At 68.7% G+C, this 22,948-nt stretch carries 27 protein-coding genes; 6 read left to right on the top strand and 21 right to left on the bottom strand.

The window, feature by feature from the left end:
- Positions 1-24: 24 nt before the first annotated feature.
- From IFSED24_RS03660 to rplU, 17 genes are all read right to left on the bottom strand, one after another.
- Entirely contained in the window at positions 25-804 is a 780-nt protein-coding gene (locus IFSED24_RS03660; protein WP_491333869.1) for a PTS system mannose/fructose/sorbose family transporter subunit IID, read from the bottom strand.
- A gap of 22 nt (positions 805-826) precedes the next feature.
- Entirely contained in the window at positions 827-1,564 is a 738-nt protein-coding gene (locus IFSED24_RS03655) for a PTS sugar transporter subunit IIC (RefSeq protein ID WP_491333868.1), read from the bottom strand.
- Positions 1,564-2,070: a PTS sugar transporter subunit IIB gene (locus tag IFSED24_RS03650; RefSeq protein WP_491333867.1), complete on the bottom strand. Its 507-nt coding sequence runs from the start codon at positions 2,068-2,070 to the stop codon at positions 1,564-1,566. Before IFSED24_RS03650 ends, IFSED24_RS03655 begins: the two co-directional genes overlap by 1 nt.
- On the bottom strand, positions 2,067-2,459 hold the full coding sequence (locus IFSED24_RS03645) for a PTS sugar transporter subunit IIA (RefSeq protein ID WP_491333866.1): 393 nt from the start codon (positions 2,457-2,459) through the stop codon (positions 2,067-2,069). The genes IFSED24_RS03650 and IFSED24_RS03645 overlap by 4 nt, the downstream gene beginning before the upstream one ends.
- Before the next feature lie 47 nt (positions 2,460-2,506).
- Positions 2,507-3,475, bottom strand: coding sequence for an HPr(Ser) kinase/phosphatase (gene hprK / locus IFSED24_RS03640; RefSeq protein WP_491333865.1), 969 nt, complete (start codon positions 3,473-3,475; stop codon positions 2,507-2,509).
- Between the two features lie 18 nt (positions 3,476-3,493).
- Positions 3,494-4,015 carry a ribosome hibernation-promoting factor, HPF/YfiA family gene (gene hpf, locus IFSED24_RS03635; protein ID WP_491333864.1) on the bottom strand — a complete coding sequence of 174 codons (522 nt, stop codon included), beginning with the start codon at positions 4,013-4,015 and terminating at the stop codon, positions 3,494-3,496.
- 79 nt (positions 4,016-4,094) lie between these two features.
- Positions 4,095-5,528: an RNA polymerase factor sigma-54 gene (rpoN, locus tag IFSED24_RS03630; protein WP_491333863.1), complete on the bottom strand. Its 1,434-nt coding sequence runs from the start codon at positions 5,526-5,528 to the stop codon at positions 4,095-4,097.
- Positions 5,529-5,571: 43 nt separating this feature from the next.
- A complete protein-coding gene (lptB, locus tag IFSED24_RS03625; protein ID WP_491333862.1) occupies positions 5,572-6,321 on the bottom strand; it encodes an LPS export ABC transporter ATP-binding protein in 750 nt (249 codons plus the stop codon).
- Entirely contained in the window at positions 6,318-6,941 is a 624-nt protein-coding gene (gene lptC / locus IFSED24_RS03620) for an LPS export ABC transporter periplasmic protein LptC (protein ID WP_491333861.1), read from the bottom strand. Before lptC ends, lptB begins: the two co-directional genes overlap by 4 nt.
- Before the next feature lie 8 nt (positions 6,942-6,949).
- Positions 6,950-7,861, bottom strand: a complete 912-nt coding sequence (locus IFSED24_RS03615; RefSeq protein ID WP_491333860.1) for a lysophospholipid acyltransferase family protein — start codon at positions 7,859-7,861, stop codon at positions 6,950-6,952.
- A gap of 159 nt (positions 7,862-8,020) precedes the next feature.
- The gene (locus IFSED24_RS03610; RefSeq protein WP_491333859.1) at positions 8,021-9,019 is read right to left on the bottom strand and encodes a KpsF/GutQ family sugar-phosphate isomerase; all 999 of its coding nucleotides are present in this window, start codon (positions 9,017-9,019) and stop codon (positions 8,021-8,023) included.
- Positions 9,016-9,639: a KdsC family phosphatase gene (locus IFSED24_RS03605; RefSeq protein WP_491333858.1), complete on the bottom strand. Its 624-nt coding sequence runs from the start codon at positions 9,637-9,639 to the stop codon at positions 9,016-9,018. Before IFSED24_RS03605 ends, IFSED24_RS03610 begins: the two co-directional genes overlap by 4 nt.
- Positions 9,636-10,472: a 3-deoxy-8-phosphooctulonate synthase gene (kdsA, locus tag IFSED24_RS03600; protein WP_491333857.1), complete on the bottom strand. Its 837-nt coding sequence runs from the start codon at positions 10,470-10,472 to the stop codon at positions 9,636-9,638. Before kdsA ends, IFSED24_RS03605 begins: the two co-directional genes overlap by 4 nt.
- A gap of 10 nt (positions 10,473-10,482) precedes the next feature.
- Positions 10,483-12,132, bottom strand: coding sequence for a CTP synthase (gene pyrG / locus IFSED24_RS03595; protein ID WP_491333856.1), 1,650 nt, complete (start codon positions 12,130-12,132; stop codon positions 10,483-10,485).
- A complete protein-coding gene (gene kdsB / locus IFSED24_RS03590) occupies positions 12,132-12,911 on the bottom strand; it encodes a 3-deoxy-manno-octulosonate cytidylyltransferase (RefSeq protein ID WP_491333855.1) in 780 nt (259 codons plus the stop codon). The genes pyrG and kdsB overlap by 1 nt, the downstream gene beginning before the upstream one ends.
- 107 nt (positions 12,912-13,018) lie before the next feature.
- Positions 13,019-13,273, bottom strand: coding sequence for a 50S ribosomal protein L27 (rpmA, locus tag IFSED24_RS03585; protein ID WP_491333854.1), 255 nt, complete (start codon positions 13,271-13,273; stop codon positions 13,019-13,021).
- Positions 13,274-13,329: 56 nt separating this feature from the next.
- Positions 13,330-13,641, bottom strand: coding sequence for a 50S ribosomal protein L21 (rplU, locus tag IFSED24_RS03580; protein ID WP_491333853.1), 312 nt, complete (start codon positions 13,639-13,641; stop codon positions 13,330-13,332).
- A gap of 265 nt (positions 13,642-13,906) precedes the next feature.
- Here rplU and trxB point away from each other — a divergent pair, with 265 nt between their 5' ends.
- From trxB to IFSED24_RS03555, 5 genes are all read left to right on the top strand, one after another.
- The gene (gene trxB, locus IFSED24_RS03575; protein ID WP_491333852.1) at positions 13,907-14,845 is read left to right on the top strand and encodes a thioredoxin-disulfide reductase; all 939 of its coding nucleotides are present in this window, start codon (positions 13,907-13,909) and stop codon (positions 14,843-14,845) included.
- A gap of 63 nt (positions 14,846-14,908) precedes the next feature.
- Complete coding sequence (locus IFSED24_RS03570) at positions 14,909-15,361, top strand: hypothetical protein (protein ID WP_491333851.1); 453 nt, start codon at positions 14,909-14,911, stop codon at positions 15,359-15,361.
- An 18-nt stretch (positions 15,362-15,379) separates the two neighbouring features.
- The gene (locus IFSED24_RS03565; RefSeq protein WP_491333850.1) at positions 15,380-16,261 is read left to right on the top strand and encodes a bile acid:sodium symporter family protein; all 882 of its coding nucleotides are present in this window, start codon (positions 15,380-15,382) and stop codon (positions 16,259-16,261) included.
- Positions 16,258-17,154 carry a 1,4-dihydroxy-2-naphthoate octaprenyltransferase gene (gene menA / locus IFSED24_RS03560; RefSeq protein WP_491333849.1) on the top strand — a complete coding sequence of 299 codons (897 nt, stop codon included), beginning with the start codon at positions 16,258-16,260 and terminating at the stop codon, positions 17,152-17,154. The genes IFSED24_RS03565 and menA overlap by 4 nt, the downstream gene beginning before the upstream one ends.
- A gap of 84 nt (positions 17,155-17,238) precedes the next feature.
- Complete coding sequence (locus IFSED24_RS03555) at positions 17,239-17,922, top strand: hypothetical protein (protein ID WP_491333848.1); 684 nt, start codon at positions 17,239-17,241, stop codon at positions 17,920-17,922.
- Between the two features lies 1 nt (position 17,923).
- On the opposite strand, the gene folE is transcribed toward IFSED24_RS03555, so the two are convergent.
- From folE to IFSED24_RS03535, 4 genes are all read right to left on the bottom strand, one after another.
- A complete protein-coding gene (gene folE / locus IFSED24_RS03550; RefSeq protein ID WP_491333847.1) occupies positions 17,924-18,472 on the bottom strand; it encodes a GTP cyclohydrolase I FolE in 549 nt (182 codons plus the stop codon).
- A 66-nt stretch (positions 18,473-18,538) separates the two neighbouring features.
- Positions 18,539-19,885 (bottom strand): sigma-54-dependent transcriptional regulator, encoded by a 1,347-nt coding sequence (locus IFSED24_RS03545; RefSeq protein WP_491333846.1) that lies wholly within the window; start codon positions 19,883-19,885, stop codon positions 18,539-18,541.
- On the bottom strand, positions 19,882-21,369 hold the full coding sequence (locus IFSED24_RS03540) for a sensor histidine kinase (RefSeq protein WP_491333845.1): 1,488 nt from the start codon (positions 21,367-21,369) through the stop codon (positions 19,882-19,884). Before IFSED24_RS03540 ends, IFSED24_RS03545 begins: the two co-directional genes overlap by 4 nt.
- On the bottom strand, positions 21,366-22,286 hold the full coding sequence (locus IFSED24_RS03535) for a PhnD/SsuA/transferrin family substrate-binding protein (RefSeq protein ID WP_491333844.1): 921 nt from the start codon (positions 22,284-22,286) through the stop codon (positions 21,366-21,368). The genes IFSED24_RS03540 and IFSED24_RS03535 overlap by 4 nt, the downstream gene beginning before the upstream one ends.
- A 183-nt stretch (positions 22,287-22,469) precedes the next feature.
- On the opposite strand from IFSED24_RS03535, the gene IFSED24_RS03530 reads away from it, so the two are divergent.
- A complete protein-coding gene (locus IFSED24_RS03530) occupies positions 22,470-22,931 on the top strand; it encodes a CYTH domain-containing protein (protein WP_491333843.1) in 462 nt (153 codons plus the stop codon).
- Positions 22,932-22,948 lie beyond the last annotated feature (17 nt).

The following is a 22,948-nucleotide window of genomic DNA, read 5'->3' as shown; positions in this document are numbered from 1 at the left end:
CGGCGGGTACCAGATGCTATGTCGTCACCCCAGGACCAGTGCGAGGCCGGTGGTGACCACCAATCCGGCGAGCAACTGGGTCTCACCGGATGCTTTCTGACGAACGAGCAGAGGCAGGCCCAGGCCCGCCACCAGGCAGCCCAGGAGACGGCCATCGCCGAGCGATGGCCTCAGCGCGAGGCCGTCGACGAAGAAATACCCGAGCATCAGCCCCGTCAAGATCAGGGCCAGTCGGCGGAGCCAGGCAATGGCCCGGTGCCAGCCCGAATGGCCGATGATACGCAGGACCTCGGTGCCGAGTTCGAAACCGAGCCGCAGTCCCTGCCAGCGCAGCACCAGCTCGGCCACGGCGAAACCGGCGATCAACAGCAGGACCACCGGCCACCAGCCCGCCAAGGCCAGCAGGCAGCCCAGCAGCATCAGCGCTGGCCGCAACCCCATCCAGAATAACTGGTCGCCCAGCGATCCGCAGGCCCGCGCCAGGGTATCACGGAATCCGACGACCAGCCGCTCGGAGACCACCTCGCCCCTGGCCTGCTCGCGCTCCAGCCGCAACAGGCCGCCGATCACGAAGTTGGCCAGGTACGGATTCGTGTTGAAGAGTCCGAAATAGCGCCGGCAAGCGCGCCGCAACTGATCGCGGTCCAGCCCGAGGTGGCGCCACCAGGGCGAGAGGATCGCCAGGAGCCCGAGGTTCTGCATGCGCTGCTGGTTCCAGGACGCCTGCAGCGTGAGGCTCTGCCAGAACACGCGGCGCGCGACCGTCCCGGAGAGTTCCGGATCGTACATGTCGCTCCGGGGCATGGTCGACCTCCTCTCAGCCCTGTCAGGCCAGGAACCGGCGCATCAACACCATCACCAGCGCTGCCGTGGCCACCCAGGGCAACGCCCGCCGGTGCCCGAAGCGCTCGAGCAGGGTGCCCGCCGCCAGGGCGGGAACCAGGAGCGGTAGCAGAGCCAGGCCCCCGCGCAGCGGTGCGGGAGCCGCCTGCAGATCCAGCGGCCAGACGAGGCGCGCCACCAGGGCCCAGCCCACGGTCAGGACCGCCCCCCGCAGCGCCGTGGTCAGCAAGGCCCGCCGGTGCAGGCCCTCGAGCCGGCCGAGGTGGCCGTCGCGGACGCTCCGGTAGCCGTCGAGCATCCAGCCCAGGCGCCAGCGGTGCTCACGGGCGACCAGCTGGCCCCCGGCCAGGCTGGCCAGCGCCATCAGCGCCAGGAGCCAGCCCAGGCGTTCGGCGCTGTCGCCGGCAACGGTCAACTCCCCCATGGTGCCCGGGGAGAGCCGCCAACCCGCGGTGATGGCCCCCGCGGACACCCCCAGCACCGCACTGCCGGTGTCGAGGCAGAAGCTGGCACCCACGGGGAAATTGCCGATGGCCACCAGTTGCATCAGGAGTCCCAGCAACGCCCCGGAGGCCGGATCGCCGGCGAGAAGGCCGGCCAGGATGCCCGCGGGCAACGGCTGGCTCAGCCAGGTCTGGGCCAGGCTGTTCTCGTCCATGGCCAGCACCATGCCCAGCAACGCCAGCAGCGGCCAGAAACCCCAGCCTGCAGGCTCCGTCATCACAGCCGCGCCTCCATGGCCGAGAGCAGACCGTCGTCCAGTTCGACCTCGCGGCTGCCCGGCACCGCCTGGGCCGTCAGCCGCACCCCCCGCCGCAGGAGGGTGCGGAACACCGCCAGATCGTCGCGATCGACGTAGACCGAGGGCAGCATCTCCTGCTTGCCCCCGGCGAAGTGCATGCCGCCGATGTTCACCTGGGTGATGGCCACCCCCTGCACCATGAGCGCGTGCATGTCGGCCGGAGCGCCGGCCAGCAGGATGACCCGATCGTAGGGCGCCGCCTCGCCGTCGGGATCGCGCAGCGCCGCGGCGGCCGCGGCCACCGGGAGCACGGCCACCGCCACCTCGGGCTGGACGGTTGCGGCGTAGACTTGCGCCTGCCAGGGATCATCGGCGATCTCGTCGTTGGCCAGGACGATGAGGTCGGGCTGCAGCCGCTGCCCCCAGCCCACGGTCACCTGCCCGTGGATGAAGCGATCGTCGATCCGGGCGAGCACCAGCTTCATCGAGCTGCCCCGACCACGGTGACGGCCTGGCGGCCCTTGTCCACGATGCGCTGCACCAGTTCGGAACGCTCGAGTTCCTGGCGCCAGGTCACGAACGCCAGCAGCATGGTCAGGTTGACCCCGCTGATCACCGCCACCCGGGTCTGGTCGGCCAGGCCGAGCCGCGCCGCCGTGGCGCAACTGCCGCCGTAATCGTCGATGAAGACCACGCCCTCGGTGCCGACCTCGAGACCGGCGAGCCAGTCGCTCACCGCCTGCGCGGTGTCCTTGGCCGAGCGGCCCTGGTTCGACTCCGCCCGCAACCCCTCCACCGGCCCCATGATCAACTCGACAACCTTGACCAATTCGCGACCGATGCCCCCGTGAGTCAGGACAAGTCCCTGGATCATCGTCGTCATTCCTTTCGGTGCCGGTGGGCGCGCCGGCCGGCTGGCCGCTATTCCTGGTCCTGTTCGAGGTAGCGCTTGAGACGGCGGCTGTGCCGGATCGACTTGACGATCCGCTCGTTGAGGATCCGCGCCGCGTCATAACCGTAGATCTTCAGCATGAAGTCCAGGGCGATGACCTCGCTGATCACGGTGATGTTCTTGCCCGGATTCAGCGGCAGCACCACCTGCGGGATCTCCACACCGAGGATCTCGGTGGTCTTGCGCTCCATGCCGATCCGTTCGTAGTCCACCTGGTCGTCCCAGTCCTGGAGCTCGACGGTCACCTCGATCCGCTTCTGCATGCGGATGGCGTGGATGCCGAAGATGGCCTGGACGTCGATGACGCCCACGCCGCGGATCTCGATGTTGTGCTGCAGGAGCGGCCGGAAGCGGCCGATCAGCACGCTCTCGCTGGTGCGCACCACCTCGACGATATCGTCGGCCACCAGCCGGTGGCCGCGTTCCACGAGGTCCAGGGCGCACTCGCTCTTGCCGATGCCGCTGCGACCGGTGAACAGGAGTCCCACGCCGTAGACGTCGACCAGGGTCCCATGCACCTCGCCCCCCGGCGCGAAGAGCCGCTCGAGATAGCGGTTGAGTTCCTGGGCGATGGTCACCGCCGATCGGCCCGAACGCAGCAGCGGGAAACCCCGCTCGCGCGCCACGGTCAGGACCGCCTCGGGCACCGGGAGCGCCCGCGTCACGATGATCGCCGGCGGATTCAAGGCCAGCACCCGGTCGAAGGCCTGGACCTGGCCCGCCGCCTCGAGCGTCGCCAGGAACGACATCTCCGACTCGCCCATGATCTGGATGCGTTCGCTGAGGAAATTCTCGGTGAATCCCATGACCGCCATGCCGGGCCGGTGCACATCCGGCGCCACGACGGGCACGGGCTGGTCGGGCAGGGGGGTCAGGGCCTCCAGGGCCAGAGGCTCCTGGAGGTCCTTGAAAAGCAGCTGGACGGTGGGCTGAGACATGCGACCTCCGCTGACACGCTAGTCGTTACGCTCTTCCATGAGGCCCAGTTCACCGTCGCTGCGACGGTAGACCACGCCGATCCGGCCCGTGGCCTCGTTGCGGAAGACCAGGAAGGGAGCATCGCTGTCGGTGAACGCGGCGCGGGCCGCCACCGCATCCAGGTCCCGGAGAATGAAATCCTCGTCCTGGCTCGTTGGCGGCTGATCGTCGGGCAGCATGGCCTTGCCCAGGCCCCCGGCCTCGCCGCGCTGCTTGGCGCTGACCTTGCCCTTGAACTTCTCGAGCTGGCGCTGGAGGTTCTCGACCACGCCCTGGGTGGCCAGCTCGGGCTCGGCCCCCTCGTTCTCGGCGCGGAACTCCTGGTTGCGCAGGTGCAGGACGCCGTCACAGGTAAAGATGTTCTTTTCGAGCACGATCTGCAGCTTGACCCCGGTGACGGGGCGCGGGCTGTAGCGCTCGAGCTTCTCGAACTGTCCTTCGATCACCTCGCGGGCATCGTCACCGAGCTGGAAATGGCGGGTCTTGATCTCCATGTCCATGCTTGCTCTCCTCGCCAGGGTTCACCGGTCGATCCGGTCGTGTGTGGTCGTCATGGTCGGGCGGCTGCCACGGCCGCCGCTAGAACTGCTTGCGCATGCGGGCGTTCAGGATGCCCAGTTGCTCGCGATACTTCGCCACGGTGCGGCGGGCGATCTTCAGGCCTTGCTCGCTGAGGATGTCCGCGATCTTCTTGTCCGAGAGCGGCCGGCTCGTGTTCTCGCCCTCGACGATCTCCTGGATCATCAGCTTCACGGCCTTGGCCGCCACCTCGTTGCCCTCGTCGGTGTCCAGCCCCGCGGAGAAGAAGTACTTCAGCGGAAACACCCCGCGCGGCGTCTGGACGTACTTCTGCCGGGTCACGCGCGAGACCGTGGACTCGTGCATGCCGATGGCGTTGGCGACCTGCTGCAGCGTCAGGGGGCGCAGCGCGATGGCGCCGCGCTCGAAGAACTCGCGCTGCTCGGCCACGATGGCCTCCATGACCTTGATCATGGTGCGCCGGCGCTGCTCGATGGTCTTGATGATCCACTCGGCGTATCGCCGCTTCTCGTCGATGAAGGTGGCGGCGTCGTCCTGGCGCGCCGACGGGTCCCGGAGCGCCTCGTCGTAGGCCCGGCTCACCCGCAGCCGCGGCAGGTTGCCGTCGTTGAGATAGACCACGAACTGGTCGCCCTCCTCGTCCACCTTCTCGACCACGAGGTCGGGCACCACGGCGCGCGCGCCTTCCCCCTCGCTGCTCAGGCCGGGGCGCGGATCGAGCTCGCCGATGATCGCCGCGATCTCCTGCACCTCGTGCGGCGTGATCTTCATGGCCCGCGCGATGTCGCTGAACTTGCGGTTCTTCAGCGCCTCGAAATGGTGCCGCACCACCTCGGCGGCCTGCGTGTCCTCTTCGCCGCGCGCCTTGAGCTGCAGGAGCAGGCACTCGGACAGGTCCCGCGCGCCCACGCCGGGCGGGTCGAAGCCCTGGATGATCGCCAGCACCTCCTCGATCTCGGCCTCGTCGGTCTCGAAGTACTGGGCGATCTCGGCCACCGGCGCGACCAGGAAGCCGTCCCCGTTGAGACAGCCCACGATGTACTCGCCGATCTCACGCTGCCGTTCGTCCCGCACGCCCAGATGCAGCTGATCCTCCAGGTGCTCCTGGCCCGAGGGGATGTAGACCGGCGGCCGCTCGAGCTGATCGTCGTCGTCGAAGCCCTGCTCGGTGGCGGCGCCGCGGAAGCCGTCCTTGAAGTACTCGTCCCAGTCGACGTCCTCGCCGGTGACCTCCACCGTGGTGTCGGCCGTGTCGGGAGCAGCGTCGTCCTCGGTGTTGGCCGCTTCCTCGTCGTGGTCGTCCTCCTGATCGACCTCCTCGAGCAGCGGGTTGGCCTGCAGCTCCCCGCGCAGGATCTGCTCGAGTTCCATGGTCGGCACCTGCAGCAGCTTGAGCGCCTGCTGCAGGCGCTGGGTCATGACGATCTGCTGCTTCAGGTGCAGGCCCTGGTGCATGCCCATCTTGATGTCCATACGGGATGCTCCTTGCCCCGGCCTCCTGCCGGCGGCGGTCCGGTCAGAGCCGGAAAGACTCTCCGAGGTAAATGGCCCTGGCCTTGTCCGAGGCCACGATCTCCGCGGCCGAACCCGCGAGCTCGATGCGTCCCTCGAACAGGATGAAGGCGCGGTCGGTGATGGTCAGGGTCTCGCGCACGTTGTGATCGGTGATCAGGATGCCCAGGCCCTGGTCCTTGAGCTGGGCGACGCAGAGCTGCAGGTCGGACACGGCGATGGGATCGATCCCGGCGAACGGCTCGTCGAGCAGGATGAAGTTGGGCTGGGTGACCAGGGCGCGGGCGATCTCCACCCGGCGCCGCTCGCCGCCCGAGAGCTGGTAGCCGAAGCTCTTGCGGATATGCGTGACGCCCATCAACTCCAGCAGCTCGTCGACGCGTTCCTGCCGCGCCTTGCGTCCCAGCTTCAGGGTCTCGGCGATGGCCATCAGGTTCTGTTCCACGGTGAGCTTGCGGAAGATGCTCGACTCCTGCGGCAGGTAGCCGATCCCCAGCCGCGCCCGCTTGTACATGGGCTTGCGGCTGATATCCTGGCCATCGAGGAAGATCTGGCCCTGATCGGGTCGGATGAAGCCAACGATGCAATAGAACGAGGTGGTCTTGCCGGCGCCGTTGGGCCCGAGCAGGCCCACGACCTCTCCCTGCTCCACGAACAGATCCACGCCGTCGACCACGGCGCGTCCGCGGTAGGTCTTGTGCAGACCGCGAGCCTCGAGGCGGTGCGGGGTCGCGGGCGAGGTCACGTCGGTCATGGTGTTTCTCCGGGATCCTCGGCGGTCCTGGCGGTCTCGTCGCCCACCTCGGCGGCGACCTCCTGCTTGATCTCAATGTAGTCGAGGTCCGGAGTGGCTTCCAGCCCGATGCCGGTGACCACGTCCTCGCCCCGATCGAACACGTTGTACACCTCGTTGCGGATCAGGCCGTCGGTGTTGGTGTAGGTGAGTTCGCTGGTCCGCAGGCGCCGGCCGTCCTGGGTGGTGATGGACACGTGTCCCCAGACGAACACGTCGCGCGTCTTGAGGTTGGCGGTCCCGCTGTCCGAGACGAGGGTCGAGAAGTAGGCGCCATCCTGGAAGAAGTCCATGTTGACCCGGACCAGTTCCACGTCCTCGCGGTCGGCATACTTGAGCATCTCGTCGCTGTCCAGGACCCACTGCCGCACCCCGGCCTGGCTCTCGATGAGCCGGTAGTCGTAGAATTTCTGCTGGGGTTCGGCGCGACCCGGTGTCGCGGCCTCCGGGGCCGTGCCGCCCTCGTCGGCGGGCTCCTTCTGCCCACAACCGCTGACGGCCAGCCCCACGCAGACCAGGACGACCGCCCAGATCGGCAGCGTCTGGCGGCGGCGAGGCTGTAAACGACGATGGACGCGCATGCTCTTGCCTATCTCCCGGGATCCACGTTCCAGCGGTCATGGAACCACACCCACTGGGCGATGTTCCGCAGGACCAGTTCTTCCAGGGCCCGGCTACAACGGGCTGTCAGTTCGCGAGCGTCGGCGGCGGCGTCCGGTTCGATGGGCGCCAGATGATGCACCGTCCAGCGCCCTCCTTCCAGCAACATGGCCGCGGGCACCAGGGGCACCCCGCGCCGGCGGGCGATGATCGCCGGTCCCAGCGGCGTGGGCGCCGGCCGGCCGAGGAACGGCACCGGCACGCTATGGACCCGCGTGTTCTGATCGAGCAGCACGCCCACCACCGCGCCGCGGTCCAGCGCCCGCAGCAGCGGTCGCGCACCCGCCTGGCGGGGCAGCGGCTCCAGGCCGAGGGCTCGCCGCCGGTCCTGCAGCAAGCGATCCACCGCCGGATTGCGCACCGTCCCGGTGATGACGGCTGGCCGCTCGAGATGAGCCGCGAGCCAACCGCCCAGCAGTTCCCAGCAGCCCAGATGCCCGGTCACCAGCAGGACCCCACGGCCCCGGGCCTCGAGTTCGTGCAGGACCGCCAGGAGGCCGCGCCCGTCGGGGCCCGGCGCCTCCACCACCTCCGGAAACCCCCGCGCCGCCGCGCGGTCGACCGTGAGGGCCGCGTAGAGGTTCTCCCCCAGCGCATGGACCGCCAGTTGCAGCACATGCTCCTGTTCGGACCGTGGGCGGTCGGGAAAGACCAGGGCCAGGTTGCGCCGCGCCCGCAGGGTGTCGGCACGCCGCAGCTTCAGGGCTCCCCAGGCCAGGTTCCGGCAGAGCCCGCGACCGGCCGGTGCCGGCAGGACCCGCATCCCGGCCAGGACCATCCGGGCCACCAGGTACCAGAACCGGCGCCGGAAGCGCCGCCAGCGCGGCAACTGCTCGGCCATGAGACCTCCGAATCCAGGCGACGATGAGCGTCCCGCAAGCAGGTTCGCGACTGGTGGAGCGTGCGTCAAGCACTTTGCGTGCCATTGCCGCGCCTCTCGAGGCGGACCACCTCGCGCAAAAGCTCAGGCGAGACCTTCAATACAATATGGATAAATAATTTAGAGCAGGCCAGCTCTCAAGACGTCGTGAATGTGCAGCAGCCCCAGCGGGCGACGATCCGCATCCACCACGATGAGCAGCGTGATGGGGCCGGCCTCGCGCTCCTCCATCAGTCGCAACGCCCTGGCCGCCAGCATGTCCGGGCCGATGGTGGTCGGCGCGGGATTCATGGTCTCGGCGATGGGCCGATCGAGGGCGTCTTCGTGATCGAGGAGGACGCGCTTGACGTCCCCGTCGACACAGACACCGGCCAGGCGCCCCTCGGCATCCACCACGCAGGTGCCGCCCAGACGCTTGCCGACGATCTCGGGCAGCGACTCCCGCAGCGTCATGTCGTCCCGGACCACCGGCAGCTCGTCGCCCCGATGCATGAGCTGCTCGACCCGCACCAGCAGGCTACGACCGAGCACGCCGCTGGGATGGAAGACCGCGAAGTCGTCGCGGCTGAAGCCCTTCAGGGTCAGGAGCGTCACCACCAGGGCGTCGCCCAGGACCATGGCCGCGGTGGAGCTGGTGGTCGGCGCCAGATTCAAGGGGTCGGCCTCGCGCTCTACCGGCACCGGCACCACGATGTTGCAGACCCGCGCCAGCTCGCTCTCGGGTGCGCCGGTCAGGGCGATGGTGGTGACGTCGAAGTGACGGCACGTCTGGACCAGCTGGCTGACCTCGGGGTTGTTGCCGCTGCGGCTGATGGCGATGAGCACGTCGCTGCCGCGCACGATGCCCAGATCGCCGTGCGCCGCCTCCACCGGGTGGATGAAGTGGCTGGGCGTGCCGGTGCTGGTGAGCGAGGCCGCGATCTTCCGCGCCACGATACCGCTCTTGCCGAGCCCCGTGACCAGGACCCGATCCCGGCAGGCCAGCAGCGCCTGGACCGCCGCCACGAACCCCTCGCCCAGCTCGGCGCCGACCCGCTCGAGAGCGGCGGCTTCCTGGACGAACGTGGCGCGTCCGAGCTCGAGGATGCGCTCGGGATCAACCGAGCCGGGCTGGATCACTGGGTCACCTCCGGATCGTCAGCGGGACACCCGCTCGCCGCCAGACGCTGGATCGCGGCCACGTACTCGCCCCGGGCCTTGAGCACCAGGTCGCAGACCTCGCGCACCGCGCCATGTCCGCCGGCGGCCCGGGTCTCCAGCGCGCAGAACTCGCGCACCTCGGCCGGCGCCCCCGGCACCGTCACCGGCAGCGCCGCCGCCGCCAGGGCCGGCAGATCGAGGATGTCGTCACCCATGTAGAGCGTGTGCTCGGCGTCGTGGCCGGTCTCCCGCCAGATCTCCGCCAGCGCCGCCACCTTGTCGAAGCGCCCCATCTTGATGGATTCGAACTTCAGATCGGTGCAGCGGCGGGCCACCATCTCGCTCCGGCGCCCGGTGAGAACGGCGCGGGCGATGCCCGCGGGTCGGAGCATCATCAGCCCCAGGCCGTCGCGCGCATCGAAGGCCTTGAGCGCCTCGCCGTCGGGGCCGTAGAGCAGGCTGCCGTCGGTCAGGATCCCGTCGCAATCCAGCACCAGCAACCGGACCGCCGCCAGCCGCTCGCTCAGTCCCTCGCCCACCTGCTCGAGGATCTCCACCCGGTAGGTCTCCTCGTCCCTGAGTGGCCAGCGTCCGGTCATGCCTCGTCCTCCAGGAACAGCTCGCGCAGCTGGGCCAGGCGGGACACCAGCGGGGCGAACCGGTCGAGCGGCAGCTGGCTGCCCGCGTCGCAGAGCGCCCGCGCCGGTTCGGGGTGCACTTCCAGGAACACCGCGTCGCTGCCGGCGGTGACGCCGCAGCGGGCCAGCATGGGGATGAGCTCGGGCTTGCCGCCGGTGGCGTTGCCGATGGACCCCGGCGTCTGCACCGAGTGGGTGGCGTCGAAGACCACCGGATGCCCGAGGCCGCGCATGATCTGGATCGAGCGGAAATCCACCACCAGATCGCGGTAGCCGAAGAAGCTGCCGCGCTCGGTCAGCAGGATCCGGTCGCCGCCGGCGGCCTGGACCTTGGCGGCCCCGTGAGCCATGTCGGCCGCGGCGAGGAACTGACCCTTCTTGATGTTCACCACCCGACCCGTCCTGCCGGCGGCCTCGAGCAGCGAACTCTGGCGGCAGAGGAAGGCCGGGATCTGCAGGACATCCACCACCTCGGCGGCCGTCGCGCATTCCTCGGGACCGTGGACGTCGGTGAGCACGGGCACGCCCACCTCGCGGCCGATCCGCGCGAGCAGCGGCAGCCCCACGTCGGGACCCGGCCCGCGGAAGCTGTCGCCGCTGGTCCGGTTGTCCTTGAGGTAGCTCGACTTGAAGCAGTAGCCCACGCCCAGGTCCCGGCACACACGGGCCAGCTCGGTCGCCACCATGAGCATCTCGTCGGGATCCTCGAGGACACAGGGACCGGCGATGATGAACAGCGGCTTTCCCCGCCCCAGGGACTGGTCGCCGATGCGCACGGTCGTGTTGCGGCTCATGGACACCCCCTCAGGCCTCGGCCTGCTGATCACGGGTCCGGGCCTGGTGCTCCACCGCCGCGCGCACGAACTCGCGGAACAGCGGATGCGGTCGGTTGGGTCGCGATTTCAGCTCGGGATGGAATTGTACCGCCAGGAAGAACGGATGGTCGGGCAGTTCCATGATCTCCACCAGCTGGCCGTCGGGCGAGAGGCCGGAGAACACCACGCCCGCCTTGGCCAGGGCCTCGCGGTACTCGTTGTTGACCTCGTAGCGATGGCGATGCCGTTCGCTGATCTCCTCGGCGCCGTAGCAGCGATGGGCCAGGGTCCCGGGCTGGATCAGGCAGGGCCAGGCTCCCAGACGCATGGTGCCGCCCATCATCTCGATGTACTTCTGGTGCTCCATCAGATGGATCACCGGATACGGGGTGGTCGGATCGAACTCGGCGCTGTTGGCCATCTCCAGGCCGGCCAGCTCGCGACCGATCTCGATCATGGCGCACTGCAGGCCGAGGCAGATCCCGAAGAAGGGGATGCCCTTCTCGCGGGCGTAGCGGATGGCGTTGATCTTGCCCTGGATGCCGCGGTCGCCGAAGCCGCCGGGCACCAGCACGCCGTGGCAGTCCCGGAAGGCCTCGGCCAGCTTGCCTTCGCCAACCTCGCGCCCCTCGAGGCTCTCGCTGTCCACCCAGACCAGATCGACGCCCACGTGGTTGGGGATGCCCGCGTGGACGAAGCTCTCGGTGATGCTCTTGTAGGCGTCCTTCAGCTCGATGTACTTGCCCACGATGGCCATGCGGACCCGGTCGGGCGGATCGAGGATGATCCGGGTCATGCGCTCCCAGGCCGAGAGGTCGGCCTCCTGGGGACATTCGAGCCGCAGCCGCGAGCAGACGTGGTCGTCCATGTGCTGCTGGTGGTAGATGAGCGGCACCTCGTAGATCGAGCGGACGTCCAGGCCGTCGAAGACGTACTCCTTGGGCAGGTTGCAGAAGAGCGCGATCTTGCGGCGGGCGTCTTCGCCGATGAGCTGGCGCGAGCGGCAGATGAGGAAGTCGGCCTGGATGCCGATGTTGCGCAGGGCGGCCACCGAGTGCTGGGTCGGCTTGGTCTTGATCTCGCCGGCGGCCTCGATGTAGGGCACCAGGGTGAGGTGGACCGAGCAGGTGTCCTCGGGCGGGGACTCCAGGCGCAGCTGACGGATCGCCTCCAGGAAGGGCAGCGACTCGATGTCGCCCACGGTGCCGCCGATCTCGGTGATGACCACGTCCAGCTCGGGGTCCTTCTCCGCGGGCAGCATGATCCGGCGCTTGATCTCGTCGGTGACATGAGGAATCGTCTGAACTGTTCTTCCTAAGTACTTGCCCTTGCGCTCGTTGTAGAGGATTGTCTCGTAGACCTTACCCGCCGTGAGGTTGTTCTCCTGGGAGAGGTTCACGTCGGTGAAACGCTCGTAGTGGCCCAGATCCAGGTCGCACTCGGCCCCGTCGTCCAGGACGAAGACCTCGCCGTGCTGGTAAGGGCTCATGGTGCCCGGATCCACGTTGAGGTAGGGGTCGAACTTCTGCAGGACGACCTTCAGGCCACGGGCGGCGAGGAGGTTGCCGAGGCTCGCGGCGGCGATGCCCTTGCCCAGGGCCGAGACCACACCGCCGGTGACGAACACGTACTTCGCCATCAATCGTTCCTTCTTTGCGGCCCCGCCGGGGGGCCGTTCTGGGTGCGCCAGATCGCACGCACCCGCTCCAGGTCGGCGGGCGTGTCCACCCCCACGGGCCCCTCCGCGATGGTCACCACCCCGATGGTCAGTCCATTCTCCAGCGCCCGCAACTGCTCGAGCCCTTCGATCTGCTCGAACTGTCCCCGTGGCCAGTCCAGGAACCGCCGCAGCGCGGGGGCCCGCCAGGCGTAGATGCCGACATGGCGCAGGGCGGCGGCGCGGGCGGTCGCCGGGTCGGCGCCGGGGAAGGAGCCGGGAATGGCGGCGCGACTAAAGTACAGGGCCCGTCCCCTCCGGTCCACCAGCACCTTCACGACGTTGGGATCGGCCCAATCGTCGGCGGGGCCGAAGGCGTGGGCGCAGGTGGCCAGGTCGAGGTCGGGATCCTGGCCGAGGGCCGCGACCAGGCGGTCGCCGATGGACGGGTCCAGCAGCGGCTCGTCGCCCTGCAGGTTCACCACCACCGCGGCCTCGTGGCTGGCCAGGACCTCGCCGATGCGGTCGGTGCCGGTGGCATGCTCACCGGTCATGACGCAGGACATTCCCGCGCCGGTGACCGCGGCCGCGATGCGGGGATCGTCGGTGGCCACCAGGACCCTGTGGGCGGAGGCCATGCCGAGGGCCTGTTCCACCGTCCGCACCACCAGCGGCCGGCCCTCCAGGTCGGCCAGCGCCTTGCCGGGGAACCGGCTCGACCCGTAGCGGGCCGGGATCACCACCAGGACCTCACCGCTCATGGCGCCTCCCCGGGATCGACGACCGGGCCGGTTGCGGTTCCCGGACAAAGAGAAACCCGCCCCTGGCGAGGGGCGGGTTCGGGTGTGACCAGGTGGTCACGGATGCTTCAGTTCGGCTGCACACTGACGCGCTTCCGATTCTTCCCGAAGCTCTCGAAGACCACCGTGCCATCCTCGAGGGCGAACAGGGTGTCGTCGCCGCCGCGGCCGACGTTGCGGCCGGGATGGATCTTGGTGCCGCGCTGCCGCACCAGGATGGTGCCGGCGGTGACGGCCTGGCCGCCAAAGCGCTTGACCCCGAGATACTGGGGGTTGGAATCGCGGCCGTTGCGTGTCGAGCCGCCTGCTTTCTTATGAGCCATGATGCTCTCCCTGTGGCTCCGCACCACGGGTGCGGACTCTGCCGGTCAGCGAGCCGTCAGCTGCTGATGCCGGTGATGTTGATCTCGGTGAAGGGCTGACGATGGCCCTTCTTCCGCCGGTAGTTCTTGCGCCGCTTGCGCTTGAAGACGACGATCTTGCGGCTACGGCCGTGCCGCAGCACCTCGGCGGCCACGCTGGCCCCCGCGACGATGGGGCTGCCCACCTGGACGTCCTCGCCATCGGACAGCATCAGGACCTCGTCGAAGGTCACGTTGGCGCCGATCTCATCCTCGAGCAACGGCACCTGCAGCTTGTTTCCAGGCTCGACCCGGAACTGCTGCCCCTTGATCTTGACAACCGCGTACATGCTTCTGTCTCTCCGCAAATGCTGCAAACCGGCACGCCGCCACCTGTCATAGCCAACCGGCTGGTGGCCGCGCGCCCAGGAACTAGATCACAAGCGGTTATAACTAATACCTCTCTGTCGATTAGTCAAGTCGCAATACCCTCGCGGCGACTCCGGTGACGATGCCCGCCAGTCGCCGATCCGAGAAGGTTGACAGCGCCCCGGATGTCCTATACCAATGGCCGGTGAATGTCCGCCCGAGACCCCTATTGACCCAGGAGGCGCCATGAGCGATCCCAAGCCCAAGGTCATCATCGCCGGCAGCGGCCCGGCCGGCTACACCGCCGCCATCTACCTCAGCCGCGCCAACATCCCCAACCTGATGTTCGAGGGCATGCAGCCCGGCGGGCAGCTCACCATCACCACCGACGTGGAGAACTTCCCGGGCTTCCCCGAGGGCATCATGGGACCCGAGCTCATGGAGAAGCTGCGCGCCCAGGCCGCGCGCTTCGGCACGGTGATCAAGGGCGGCAACGTCGACGCCATCGACTGCCAGGGCCCTCCGTTCAAGGTCACCGCCGGCGGCGAGACCTACGAGGTGCCCGCGGTCATCATCGCCACCGGGTCCACCGCGCGCTACCTGCACCTGCCGGGCGAGGACGCCTTCCACGGCAAGGGTCTGTCGGCCTGCGCCACCTGTGACGGATTCTTCTACCGCGAGCAGGACGTGGTGGTGGTCGGCGGCGGCGACACCGCCCTCGAGGAAGCCACCTACCTCTCCGGGATCTGCAAGAAGGTCACCTTGATCCACCGGCGCGACGAGCTGCGCGGGTCGGCCATCATGCAGCAGCGAGCCTTCGACAAGGAGAACATCGAGATCGCCTGGTCGCGGGTCATCAAGGAGTACCTGGCCGACGACGCCGGCATGCTCCGCGGCGTCCTGCTCGAGAGCACCAAGGGCGAGGACGACCTCGAGGTGCCCTGCACCGGCTGCTTCATCGCCATCGGCCACGACCCCAACACCGAGTTCCTCGCCGGCCAGATCGAGCTGGACAGCGAGCGTTACATCATCACCAAGCCCGACCACACCATGACCAGCGTCGAGGGCATCTTCGCCTGCGGCGACGTGCAGGATTCGGTCTGGCGCCAGGGCGTCACCGCCGCCGGCACCGGCTGCATGTCCGCCATCGAGTGCGAGCGCTGGCTGGGCGAGAAGGGACTCTAGGCCATCCCCTCATCGGGGAGGGCCGGCCCCGCAGCCGGCCCTCCCCACACCGGAGGCTCCCCCATGCGTGCTCGCCATCTGTCGCTTTCGATCCTCGCGTTGCTGCTCCTGTCGACCACTCCCGTCCACGCCGCCAACCCGCAGGATTTCCAGGAGATCGGCCCGCGCGGCGAGACCCCCATCCCCGCCGATGCCCGCTTCGCCGTGCTCAGCGGCGGTCCCGACGTGCTGCCCAGGCTGATCCGGCTCGACAAGATCACCGGCCGCACCTGGCAGCTCGACCGCAACGAGGCCGCCTGGGAGCCGCTGGCAGTGCGGGACTTCGGCCCGGCCATCGGCGGCAGCCAGATCCGCTTCCAGCTGCTCTGTCACGACCGGCGCTGGTACCTCCTGGACACCAAAGACGGCCGCTGCTGGCAGCTGCGGCCCGGTCCGGTGGCGGATTACACGCGCTGGCGATATCTACCTTCGACTGCGAGTGACAAGGTCCTGGGCTGGCTGCCCATCACCGATTGAAACACCCCCTGGAGTAGCATGAACGCGCTGATCATCGTGATTCCGGTCCTGGTCCTGTTGATGTTCTGCCTGGGCCTCGAACTGCGGCCGGCCGACTTCGCCCGCGTGATCCGACGCCCGCGCGCCGTGAGCGTGGGCCTGGCGGCTCAGCTCTTGGGCCTGCCCCTGGTGGCCTTCGCGGTCGCCCGGATCCTCGGCCTGGAGCCGGTGTTCGCCGTGGGTCTGGTGCTCCTGGCGGCCTGCCCCGGCGGCGCCAGCTCCAACGCCTTCACCATGCTCGCCCGCGGCGATGTGGCGCTGTCGGTCACCCTGACCGCGGTCACCAGCGTGGTCACGGTCTTCACCATCCCCCTGGTGGTGAACCTTGCCATGGGCTGGTGGCTGGGCGCCGACTCGACCCTGCGGCTTTCGTTGCCCCGGGTGCTGCTGCAGAACGGGGTGACCATTCTCGTGCCGGTGGCCCTGGGCATGGCGGTGCGCTGGTGGCGACCGCTTGCCGCGAGCCGGCTGCACGCCGTCCTGCGCAGGGTGTCGCTCCCCTTGCTGGTCCTGATGATCGCCGTGTTCGTGCTCCAGCAGCGGTCGGTGCTCGCAGCCCACGCCGGCAGCCTGGCGGCGGCCACGCTGCTGCTGATCCTGGGCACCATGGGACTGGGTGCCCTGCTCGGCCGCGGGTTCCGCCTGCCGGAGGTGGCACGGCGCGCCGTGCTCATCGAGGTGGGCATGCAGAACGCCGCGCAGGCCATCGCCATCGCCGCCAGCCCGTTCCTGCTCGGCGATTTCCGCTACGCCATCCCCGGCGTGCTCTACGCCGTGGTGATGAACGTGGTCCTCTTCGCCTACCTCGGATTCATCCGGGGCCGGGCCCTGCCCGCAGGCACGGCCGGCGAGACCGCGTGACCCGGCCCGGTTCCTCGCGGGCCTGGCTGCTGGCCTGCCGGCCCCGGACGCTGCCGGCCTCGACGGCCCCGGTGATACTCGGCACGGCGGTGGCCATCGTCGCCGGGCCGGTGCGGATCGACCTCGCCGCCGCCTGCCTCGCCGTGGCGGTGATCCTCCAGATCGCCGCCAACCTGGCCAACGACTACTTCGACGCGCGCAGCGGGGTCGACGGCAGCGATCGCCTGGGACCGCGCCGCGCCACCCAGACGGGACTCCTGCGCCCTGGGCAGGTCCTGGCCGGGCTGATCCTCTCCCTGGCGCTCGGGGCGGTGGCCGGGCTCTTCATCGCCTGGCAGGCCGGCTGGTGGGTGCTGGGCCTGGGCGTCGCCTGCCTGGTGGGCGCCGTGGCCTACACCGCCGGGCCCTGTTCCCTGGCCCGCCAGGGTCTGGGCGAGCTGGCGGCGCTCGTGTTCTTCGGTCCGGTGGCCTGCACCGGCACCTACGCCGTGCTGGCCGGTCCGCCCCCACCGGTGGCCTGGGCGGCGGGGCTGGTGCCGGGCCTGCACGCCGCGGCGTTGATGGGAGTCAACAATCTGCGCGACATGGCCAGTGACCGTCGCGCCGGCAAGCGGACCCTGGCTGTCCGGCTGGGCGAGCGACGGACCCGACTGCTGGTGGTGGCCCTGCTGCTCTCGGGCAACCTGGCCATCGTGCCGGTGGCGGTGGGCAGCCGCCAGCCGCTGGCGCTGGCGGCGCTGCTCCTGGTGCCGCTCTCGTCGCCCCTCCTGCAGAGCGTGCTGCGCACCCCCATCTCCCCCGCCCTCAACCGGATCCTGTCCCGCACGAGCCAATGGGAGCTGGTGACCTGCCTGGTGCTGGCGCTCGGCCTGGTGCTGGGCCGGGCCGCCTGAACCCATTCGTTGTCCCAGCGCCACACCAATCCGTGCTATGATCGCCAGGAGAACGCCACCTCGACTCGCCCGGAGGGAGCGACCATGAAGTCCACGATCTGCCGGCTCGCCATCCTCGCCGGCCTGCTCGGCCTGGCCCTGCCCGCCGCCGCCAACATCTCGGTCCAGGCCGCCTGCCAGGACGGCGCCATCACCATCGACATCCACCTGCAGGACGTCTCCAGCGGCGATGACGTCGTCGGCCTCCTGGTGACGCGCTACACGGTGGGGATCTGCGACAGCCACACGGTCCTGAATCCCGACGACCTCCTGTCTTGGCCCGAGGATGGCCAGGCGCTCGACCACCAGGTCATCGACGACCAGGTGGCGGAGGGCTGGGGCTACCTCTATCGCCTGGTCGCCGTCGACTCCTTCGGCGAGGAGCATCCGGTGGTATGGCCGCCGGAAGCCCGCGCCATCGCCGGCTGCGGCGTGTGGGGGCTGACCCGCGGCGTCCTGCCCGAGGCCGACGAGTACGGCTACTTCTGGGAGTTCCCCGCCTGCGATTGCTGGTACGGAGCCATGACCCTGGATGCCAGCGGGCTGGACCCGGCGGTCTGGCAGCCCTACGTGGGGCAGATGGTGGAGATCCGGGGCGAGCCCTTCTTCAGCTCCATGCCCGGCGGACCAAACGTGATCGTCACCGGGATCGTGCCGGTGGAGTCGTGCGACGGACCGGTGGCGGCGGTGCAGACCACCTGGCACACCCTGAAGTCGCACTTCCGGTGAGCTAGATCTTCTCGCCGATCAAGGTCAGGAACTCGCTCCGCGTCTTGGGATTGGCCTCGAAGGCGCCGAGCATCTCGCTCGTGACCGCGAACGAGTTCTGCTTCTGGATCCCCCGCATCATCATGCACAGATGCTGGGCATGCAGGACCACGGCCACGCCGAGGGCGTCGAGGTTGCGCATGAGGCAGCCGGCGATCTGGGCGGTCATGCGCTCCTGCACCTGCAGGCGTCGCGCGTAAGCCTCCACCACCCGGGCCACCTTGCTCAGGCCCACGATCTTGTCGTTGGGGATGTACGCCACGTGGGCCTTGCCGAAGAACGGCAGCATGTGGTGCTCGCACATGCTGTAGAAGTCGATGTCGTTGACCACGATCATCTCCTTGCCCTCGGCCTTGAAGAGCGCCTTCTGGACCATGGCGTCGGGTTCGGCCTGGTAGCCGGCGCAGATCTCGTCGTAGGCCCGGGCCACGCGCTCGGGGGTCTTCAGGAGGCCCTCGCGGTCGGGGTCCTCGCCGATGTTCACCAGGATCTGGCGGATCAGGTTCTCCATGGTCTCTCCTCTGGATGATGGCCGGTGGCGCCGTCCGATACGTTAGCATCGGCGCCCGCCGGCGCGCTAGTTTTTCTCCAGCTTGCTGCGCAGCGTGCTGCGCGGAAGGCCGAGCATGCGCGAGGCCACGGTGATGTTGCCCCGGGCGCGGGCCAGGGCCCGTTGCAGCAGCCGCTGTTCGCAGAGCTGCATGTAATGCCGGTAGCGCGGCACCGGCGCCGTGTCGTCGTCGGCCGGCAGGGGAGCGGGCTCCAGGTCGCCGGCTGCCTGCTGCTGGGGCGCATCGAAGAGGTCGGCGAGGGCCACGTCGGGCAGGGCCAGCATCCGTTCGACCACGTTCTGCAGTTCGCGAACGTTGCCCGGCCAGTGATACGACATCAGCGCCTGGTATTGGGCGGCCGAGAGCGAGAACGTGTCCTGGCGTCCGTGCTGGGCGATGAAGTGCTCGATCAGCGCCGGGATGTCTTCCTTGCGTTCGTCCAGGGTCGGCAGCTTCAGGAGGATCACGTTCAGCCGGTAGTAGAGATCCTCGCGCAGGCGCCCCTGCTCCACCAGCGACTTCAGGTCCTCCTTGGTGGCGGTGATCAGCCGGAACTCCACCGGAACCGGCTGGCTGCCGCCCACGGGCTCGACCTCGCGCTCCTGGATGACCCGCAGCAGCTTGACCTGGACCACCAGCGGCAGGTCGTCGATGTCGTCGAGGAAGAGGCTGCCGCCCTGGGCCCTGGCGATGTAGCCCGGGCGATCCTGCGCCGCGCCGGTGAACGCGCCCTTGCAGTAGCCGAACAGCTCGCTCTCGAAGAGGGTCTCGGGGATCGCGCTGCAGTTCACGGCGACGAAGGGGCCGTCGCGGCGATCGCTCGCGTCGTGGACGGCCCTGGCCACCAGTTCCTTGCCCGTGCCGCTGGGGCCCTGGATCAGCACGTTGTAGTCGCCCGGAGCCACCATCTCGATGGTCCTGATCAGCTGCTGCATGCCCGGTGAATTGCCCACGATCCGGCGGGACGGCGTGCTGTCGATCTGGCGCCGCAACAGGCGGTTCTCGGCCACCACGGCCTGCAGCTGGCGGATGTTCCCGAGCCGCTTGAGGATCTTGTCGGTCTCGAAGGGCTTGATGATGTAGTCGTAGGCTCCCTGCCGCAACGCCTCCACGGCCGTCTCGGTCGATGCGTACGCCGTCATGATGATGACCTTGGCCTCGGGACTGGTCTGCCGCGCGGAGGTGAGGATCTCCAGGCCGTCGGGCCCGGGCAGGTTGAGGTCGGTCAGGATCACGTCGAAGCGTTGAGACGCCAGGGCATCCAGGGCCACGTGGCCATCCGGGCAGGGGGTGATCTCGTACCCCGCCTTGCGCAGCGAACCGGTGAGCGCCACCCGCGTCATCTTCTCGTCCTCGACCAGCAGGATCTTCACTGGACGACCTCCTCTGCTCCGGCCTCGGTCATCGCCGGCAGGACGATGGTGAAGGTCGTGCCGTCGCCCGGCACGCTGGCCACCTCGATCTGTCCGCCGTGGGACTGCACGATGCCCAGGCAGATGGAGAGGCCGAGCCCGGTCCCCTCGCCGGTCTTCTTGGTGGTGAAGAAGGGATCGAAGATCTGGTCGAGATGCTCGGCCGCGATGCCGTGGCCGTCATCCTCGACCCGCAGCAGGAGCTGGTCGGCACGCGCCAGCGTCTCCACCCGGATCGCGCCCCCGTCCGCCACGGCGTCCCGGGCATTGAGCAACAGGTTCATTACCACCTCCTGGAGCAGCTGGCGGTCGGCCACCACCAGGGGCAGGTCCTCGGCGAGCTTCTCCTCCAGCTCGATCTGACTCCGTTCGAGGTCGAACGCCAGCAGGCGCACCACCGAGGAAACGGTCTCGTTCAGGTCCACCGGGCCCGGGCTGGTCTGCTGCTTGCGTGCGAACCCGAGCAGCTTGGCGATCACCCCCGAGGCATGGCCGAGCCCCTCGTCCATCATGGCCAGGTACTCGCGGGTCTGCTCGCGGTCATCCAGATCCGCGCGGATGGCGTAGATGCAGTTGCGGATCCCGTTGAGGGGGTTGTTGATCTCGTGCGCGAGGCCGGAAGCGAGGCGGCCGATGGCCGCCAGCCGCTCGGCGTGCCAGACCTGTCGCTGGGCCGCGAGCAGTTCCTGGCGGCTCTGCTCGAGACGACGTTGCATGCGCACGAAATGCTTGTAGAGGATGCCGATCTCGTCGCGCCGATAGGGCAGCACCGGAATGTTGGCGGCCTTGAAGTCGAGGTTGTCCATGGCGGTGACCAGGGTGCGCAGGGACCCGAGCAGGCGGCCGAGCAGCAGCCAGAGCAGCACGAGCATGATCGAGGTCACCGAGGTGGAGAAGAGCGCCAGCTGGATGAAGCTGCGCCGGATCTGCTGGCGGATGGAGTCGGCCTCCACCGCCAGGACGAGCACCCCCCAGCGGCGTGCGCCGGTGGTCATGGGCAGGATGGTCTCCAGGACCCAGGGGCCTTCCGGCGTCCTGGTGATCGTCGACCAGGGCGCCGACACTGCGAGCATGTCCTCCAGCGAGCCCGCGACCCAGGGCGGGTCGCGGCGATCCCAGCTGCGGGCGACCACCGCTCCTTCCGGATCGAGGATGGTGATGGCGCGCAGGCGTTCGTTCTGGCCCATGAACATCTTGACGTAGTTGTCGAGGAAGCCCTCGGACTGGTAGAGGTCCTGGTCGGCGAAGATCAGGGCGTCGATGACGGCCACGGCGAACGCCCGGCTCACGGCCAGCGCGTTGGACTTCTCCTGCTTCACCAGCGACCGGCGCCAGCTGTAGAGCATGCCCCAGGAGAGCACGAGCATGATCAGGGTCGCGGTCAAACCCACCGTGATGAGGATCCTGCCCCGCAGGCCATGGGGTCCCAGCGTCCGTCGTGTCATGGCTGCTCCGCCTCTTGCGCGAAGGCCTGGGTGTATGCCTCGCGGTCGGTGGTCGTGAAGCCGTAGGAGAATTCCGTGGTCCAGGAATCCAGGACCTCGCGATCATGCGGATCGGCGCGGTCGAGCGCGAGCAGCAGGCGCGTGAGTTCGTCGCGGACCGCAGGCGGGCAGAGGCGATGCCCCACCAGAGGCGGGCCGGGAATGGGCGCCGACCTCGCCACCTCGCGCAGCCCCTCGCGCTGGTAATGGCTGGCCACGGCCTCCTTCACCACGCCGGCCTCGAACGACCCGTTGAGGACCTGCCAGACCACGGTCTGGTGGTGGTCGAAGTGGTGCACCGAGTCCAGGTCCGCCTCGGTGAGACCGACCCGCGGCAGCGCGCGCGTGCGCAGCCAGTTCCCCGACCATGACTGGGCCGAGGGCAGGGCCACTCGCTTGCCCCGCAACTGGGCGACTCCGGCCAACGGGCTGCTCGATCGTGTCACCAGCACCGCCTGGAACGCCGAATCGCCATGGGCGTTCAGCGGCGCGACCAGAGGCACCAGTGCGCTGTCCGGGTCCACATGGCCGAACATCCACGCCCCCAGGAACGATGCTTCCACCTCGTGACGACGCAGGCGGTCCAGGGCATCCTGGTAACTGGTGCTCAGGCGCAGTTCATAACGGTGGGTCCCATGCTGATTCAGATAATCGACGATGGGCTGATAGCCGGTGTAGATGATGTTGGGGGCGAAGCGCGAGATCACGCCGATCCTCACCAGCGGGCGCTGAGCCAGATCGGTGGGCGACGGATGCGATGCGGGAGGACGGGGTTCCCGAGACTGGATGTCGGTGAGATCGAGCAGCACCAGCCAGCTGGCCACCAGGACGACGGCCACCAGTCCGCCACCCAGGATCATGGTCAGACGGTCATTCATCGGGCAATCATAGCGATCGCGGCGAGATTTCGCCAGAACAGCGGCGAAATTTCGCCTTTCTGCTTCGCCAATCCCCCGTGGAAATGGCTAACCAATTGCCATTGTACCTCTTGTGGAGGCGATCGGTTCGGGCATGCCGGTTGCTGTCCAGAATCGGAACCATCCCCAACCTGAGGAGCGAGCATGGGCAAGGAGATCGAGCGCAAGTTCCTGGTCACCGGTCAGGCCTGGCGAGACCTGGCGGCGGGCATCCTGTTCCGGCAGGGCTACCTCAGCGCGGTGAAGGAGCGGGTGGTGCGCGTGCGCACCATGGGCGAGACCGCCGCCCTGACCATCAAGGGGATCACCGTGGGCGCCACCCGCCTCGAGTTCGAGTACCCCATCCCCCTGGACGAGGCCCGCGAGCTCCTGGATCTCTGCGAGCAGCCGCTCATCGAGAAGACGCGCTACAAGATCTCGGTCGCTGGCCTGCTCTGGGAAGTGGACGAGTTCCACGGCGTCAACGAGGGGCTGGTGGTGGCGGAGTGCGAGCTCACGTCCGAGGACCAGGCCTTCACGCGGCCCGACTGGGTGGGCGAGGAAGTGACCGCCGACCCGCGCTACTTCAATTCCAACCTCATCGCCAACCCCTTCACCTCGTGGTAACGGCCGGCGCGGTCGCG

Source organism: Candidatus Latescibacter sp. IFSED24, from assembly GCF_058273205.1.
The sequence above is the reverse complement of the archived record's forward strand: the minus strand, read 5'-3'. Positions and strand labels throughout refer to the sequence as shown.

Coding starts and splice junctions, on each gene's coding strand:
- hpf (WP_491333864.1), bottom strand. CDS start 4,015: ATGGACATGGAGATCAAGACCCGCCATTTCCAGCTCGGTGACGATGCC.
- hprK (WP_491333865.1), bottom strand. CDS start 3,475: ATGTCTCAGCCCACCGTCCAGCTGCTTTTCAAGGACCTCCAGGAGCCT.
- lptC (WP_491333861.1), bottom strand. CDS start 6,941: ATGCGCGTCCATCGTCGTTTACAGCCTCGCCGCCGCCAGACGCTGCCG.
- IFSED24_RS03535 (WP_491333844.1), bottom strand. CDS start 22,286: ATGAATGACCGTCTGACCATGATCCTGGGTGGCGGACTGGTGGCCGTC.
- IFSED24_RS03650 (WP_491333867.1), bottom strand. CDS start 2,070: ATGAAGCTGGTGCTCGCCCGGATCGACGATCGCTTCATCCACGGGCAG.
- IFSED24_RS03565 (WP_491333850.1), top strand. CDS start 15,380: ATGAACGCGCTGATCATCGTGATTCCGGTCCTGGTCCTGTTGATGTTC.
- IFSED24_RS03605 (WP_491333858.1), bottom strand. CDS start 9,639: ATGACCGGACGCTGGCCACTCAGGGACGAGGAGACCTACCGGGTGGAG.
- rpoN (WP_491333863.1), bottom strand. CDS start 5,528: ATGGACATCAAGATGGGCATGCACCAGGGCCTGCACCTGAAGCAGCAG.
- kdsA (WP_491333857.1), bottom strand. CDS start 10,472: ATGAGCCGCAACACGACCGTGCGCATCGGCGACCAGTCCCTGGGGCGG.
- IFSED24_RS03655 (WP_491333868.1), bottom strand. CDS start 1,564: ATGACGGAGCCTGCAGGCTGGGGTTTCTGGCCGCTGCTGGCGTTGCTG.
- IFSED24_RS03530 (WP_491333843.1), top strand. CDS start 22,470: ATGGGCAAGGAGATCGAGCGCAAGTTCCTGGTCACCGGTCAGGCCTGG.
- IFSED24_RS03555 (WP_491333848.1), top strand. CDS start 17,239: ATGAAGTCCACGATCTGCCGGCTCGCCATCCTCGCCGGCCTGCTCGGC.
- rpmA (WP_491333854.1), bottom strand. CDS start 13,273: ATGGCTCATAAGAAAGCAGGCGGCTCGACACGCAACGGCCGCGATTCC.
- IFSED24_RS03540 (WP_491333845.1), bottom strand. CDS start 21,369: ATGACACGACGGACGCTGGGACCCCATGGCCTGCGGGGCAGGATCCTC.
- trxB (WP_491333852.1), top strand. CDS start 13,907: ATGAGCGATCCCAAGCCCAAGGTCATCATCGCCGGCAGCGGCCCGGCC.
- pyrG (WP_491333856.1), bottom strand. CDS start 12,132: ATGGCGAAGTACGTGTTCGTCACCGGCGGTGTGGTCTCGGCCCTGGGC.
- lptB (WP_491333862.1), bottom strand. CDS start 6,321: ATGACCGACGTGACCTCGCCCGCGACCCCGCACCGCCTCGAGGCTCGC.
- IFSED24_RS03615 (WP_491333860.1), bottom strand. CDS start 7,861: ATGGCCGAGCAGTTGCCGCGCTGGCGGCGCTTCCGGCGCCGGTTCTGG.
- IFSED24_RS03660 (WP_491333869.1), bottom strand. CDS start 804: ATGCCCCGGAGCGACATGTACGATCCGGAACTCTCCGGGACGGTCGCG.
- rplU (WP_491333853.1), bottom strand. CDS start 13,641: ATGTACGCGGTTGTCAAGATCAAGGGGCAGCAGTTCCGGGTCGAGCCT.
- IFSED24_RS03645 (WP_491333866.1), bottom strand. CDS start 2,459: ATGATCCAGGGACTTGTCCTGACTCACGGGGGCATCGGTCGCGAATTG.
- IFSED24_RS03570 (WP_491333851.1), top strand. CDS start 14,909: ATGCGTGCTCGCCATCTGTCGCTTTCGATCCTCGCGTTGCTGCTCCTG.
- folE (WP_491333847.1), bottom strand. CDS start 18,472: ATGGAGAACCTGATCCGCCAGATCCTGGTGAACATCGGCGAGGACCCC.
- kdsB (WP_491333855.1), bottom strand. CDS start 12,911: ATGAGCGGTGAGGTCCTGGTGGTGATCCCGGCCCGCTACGGGTCGAGC.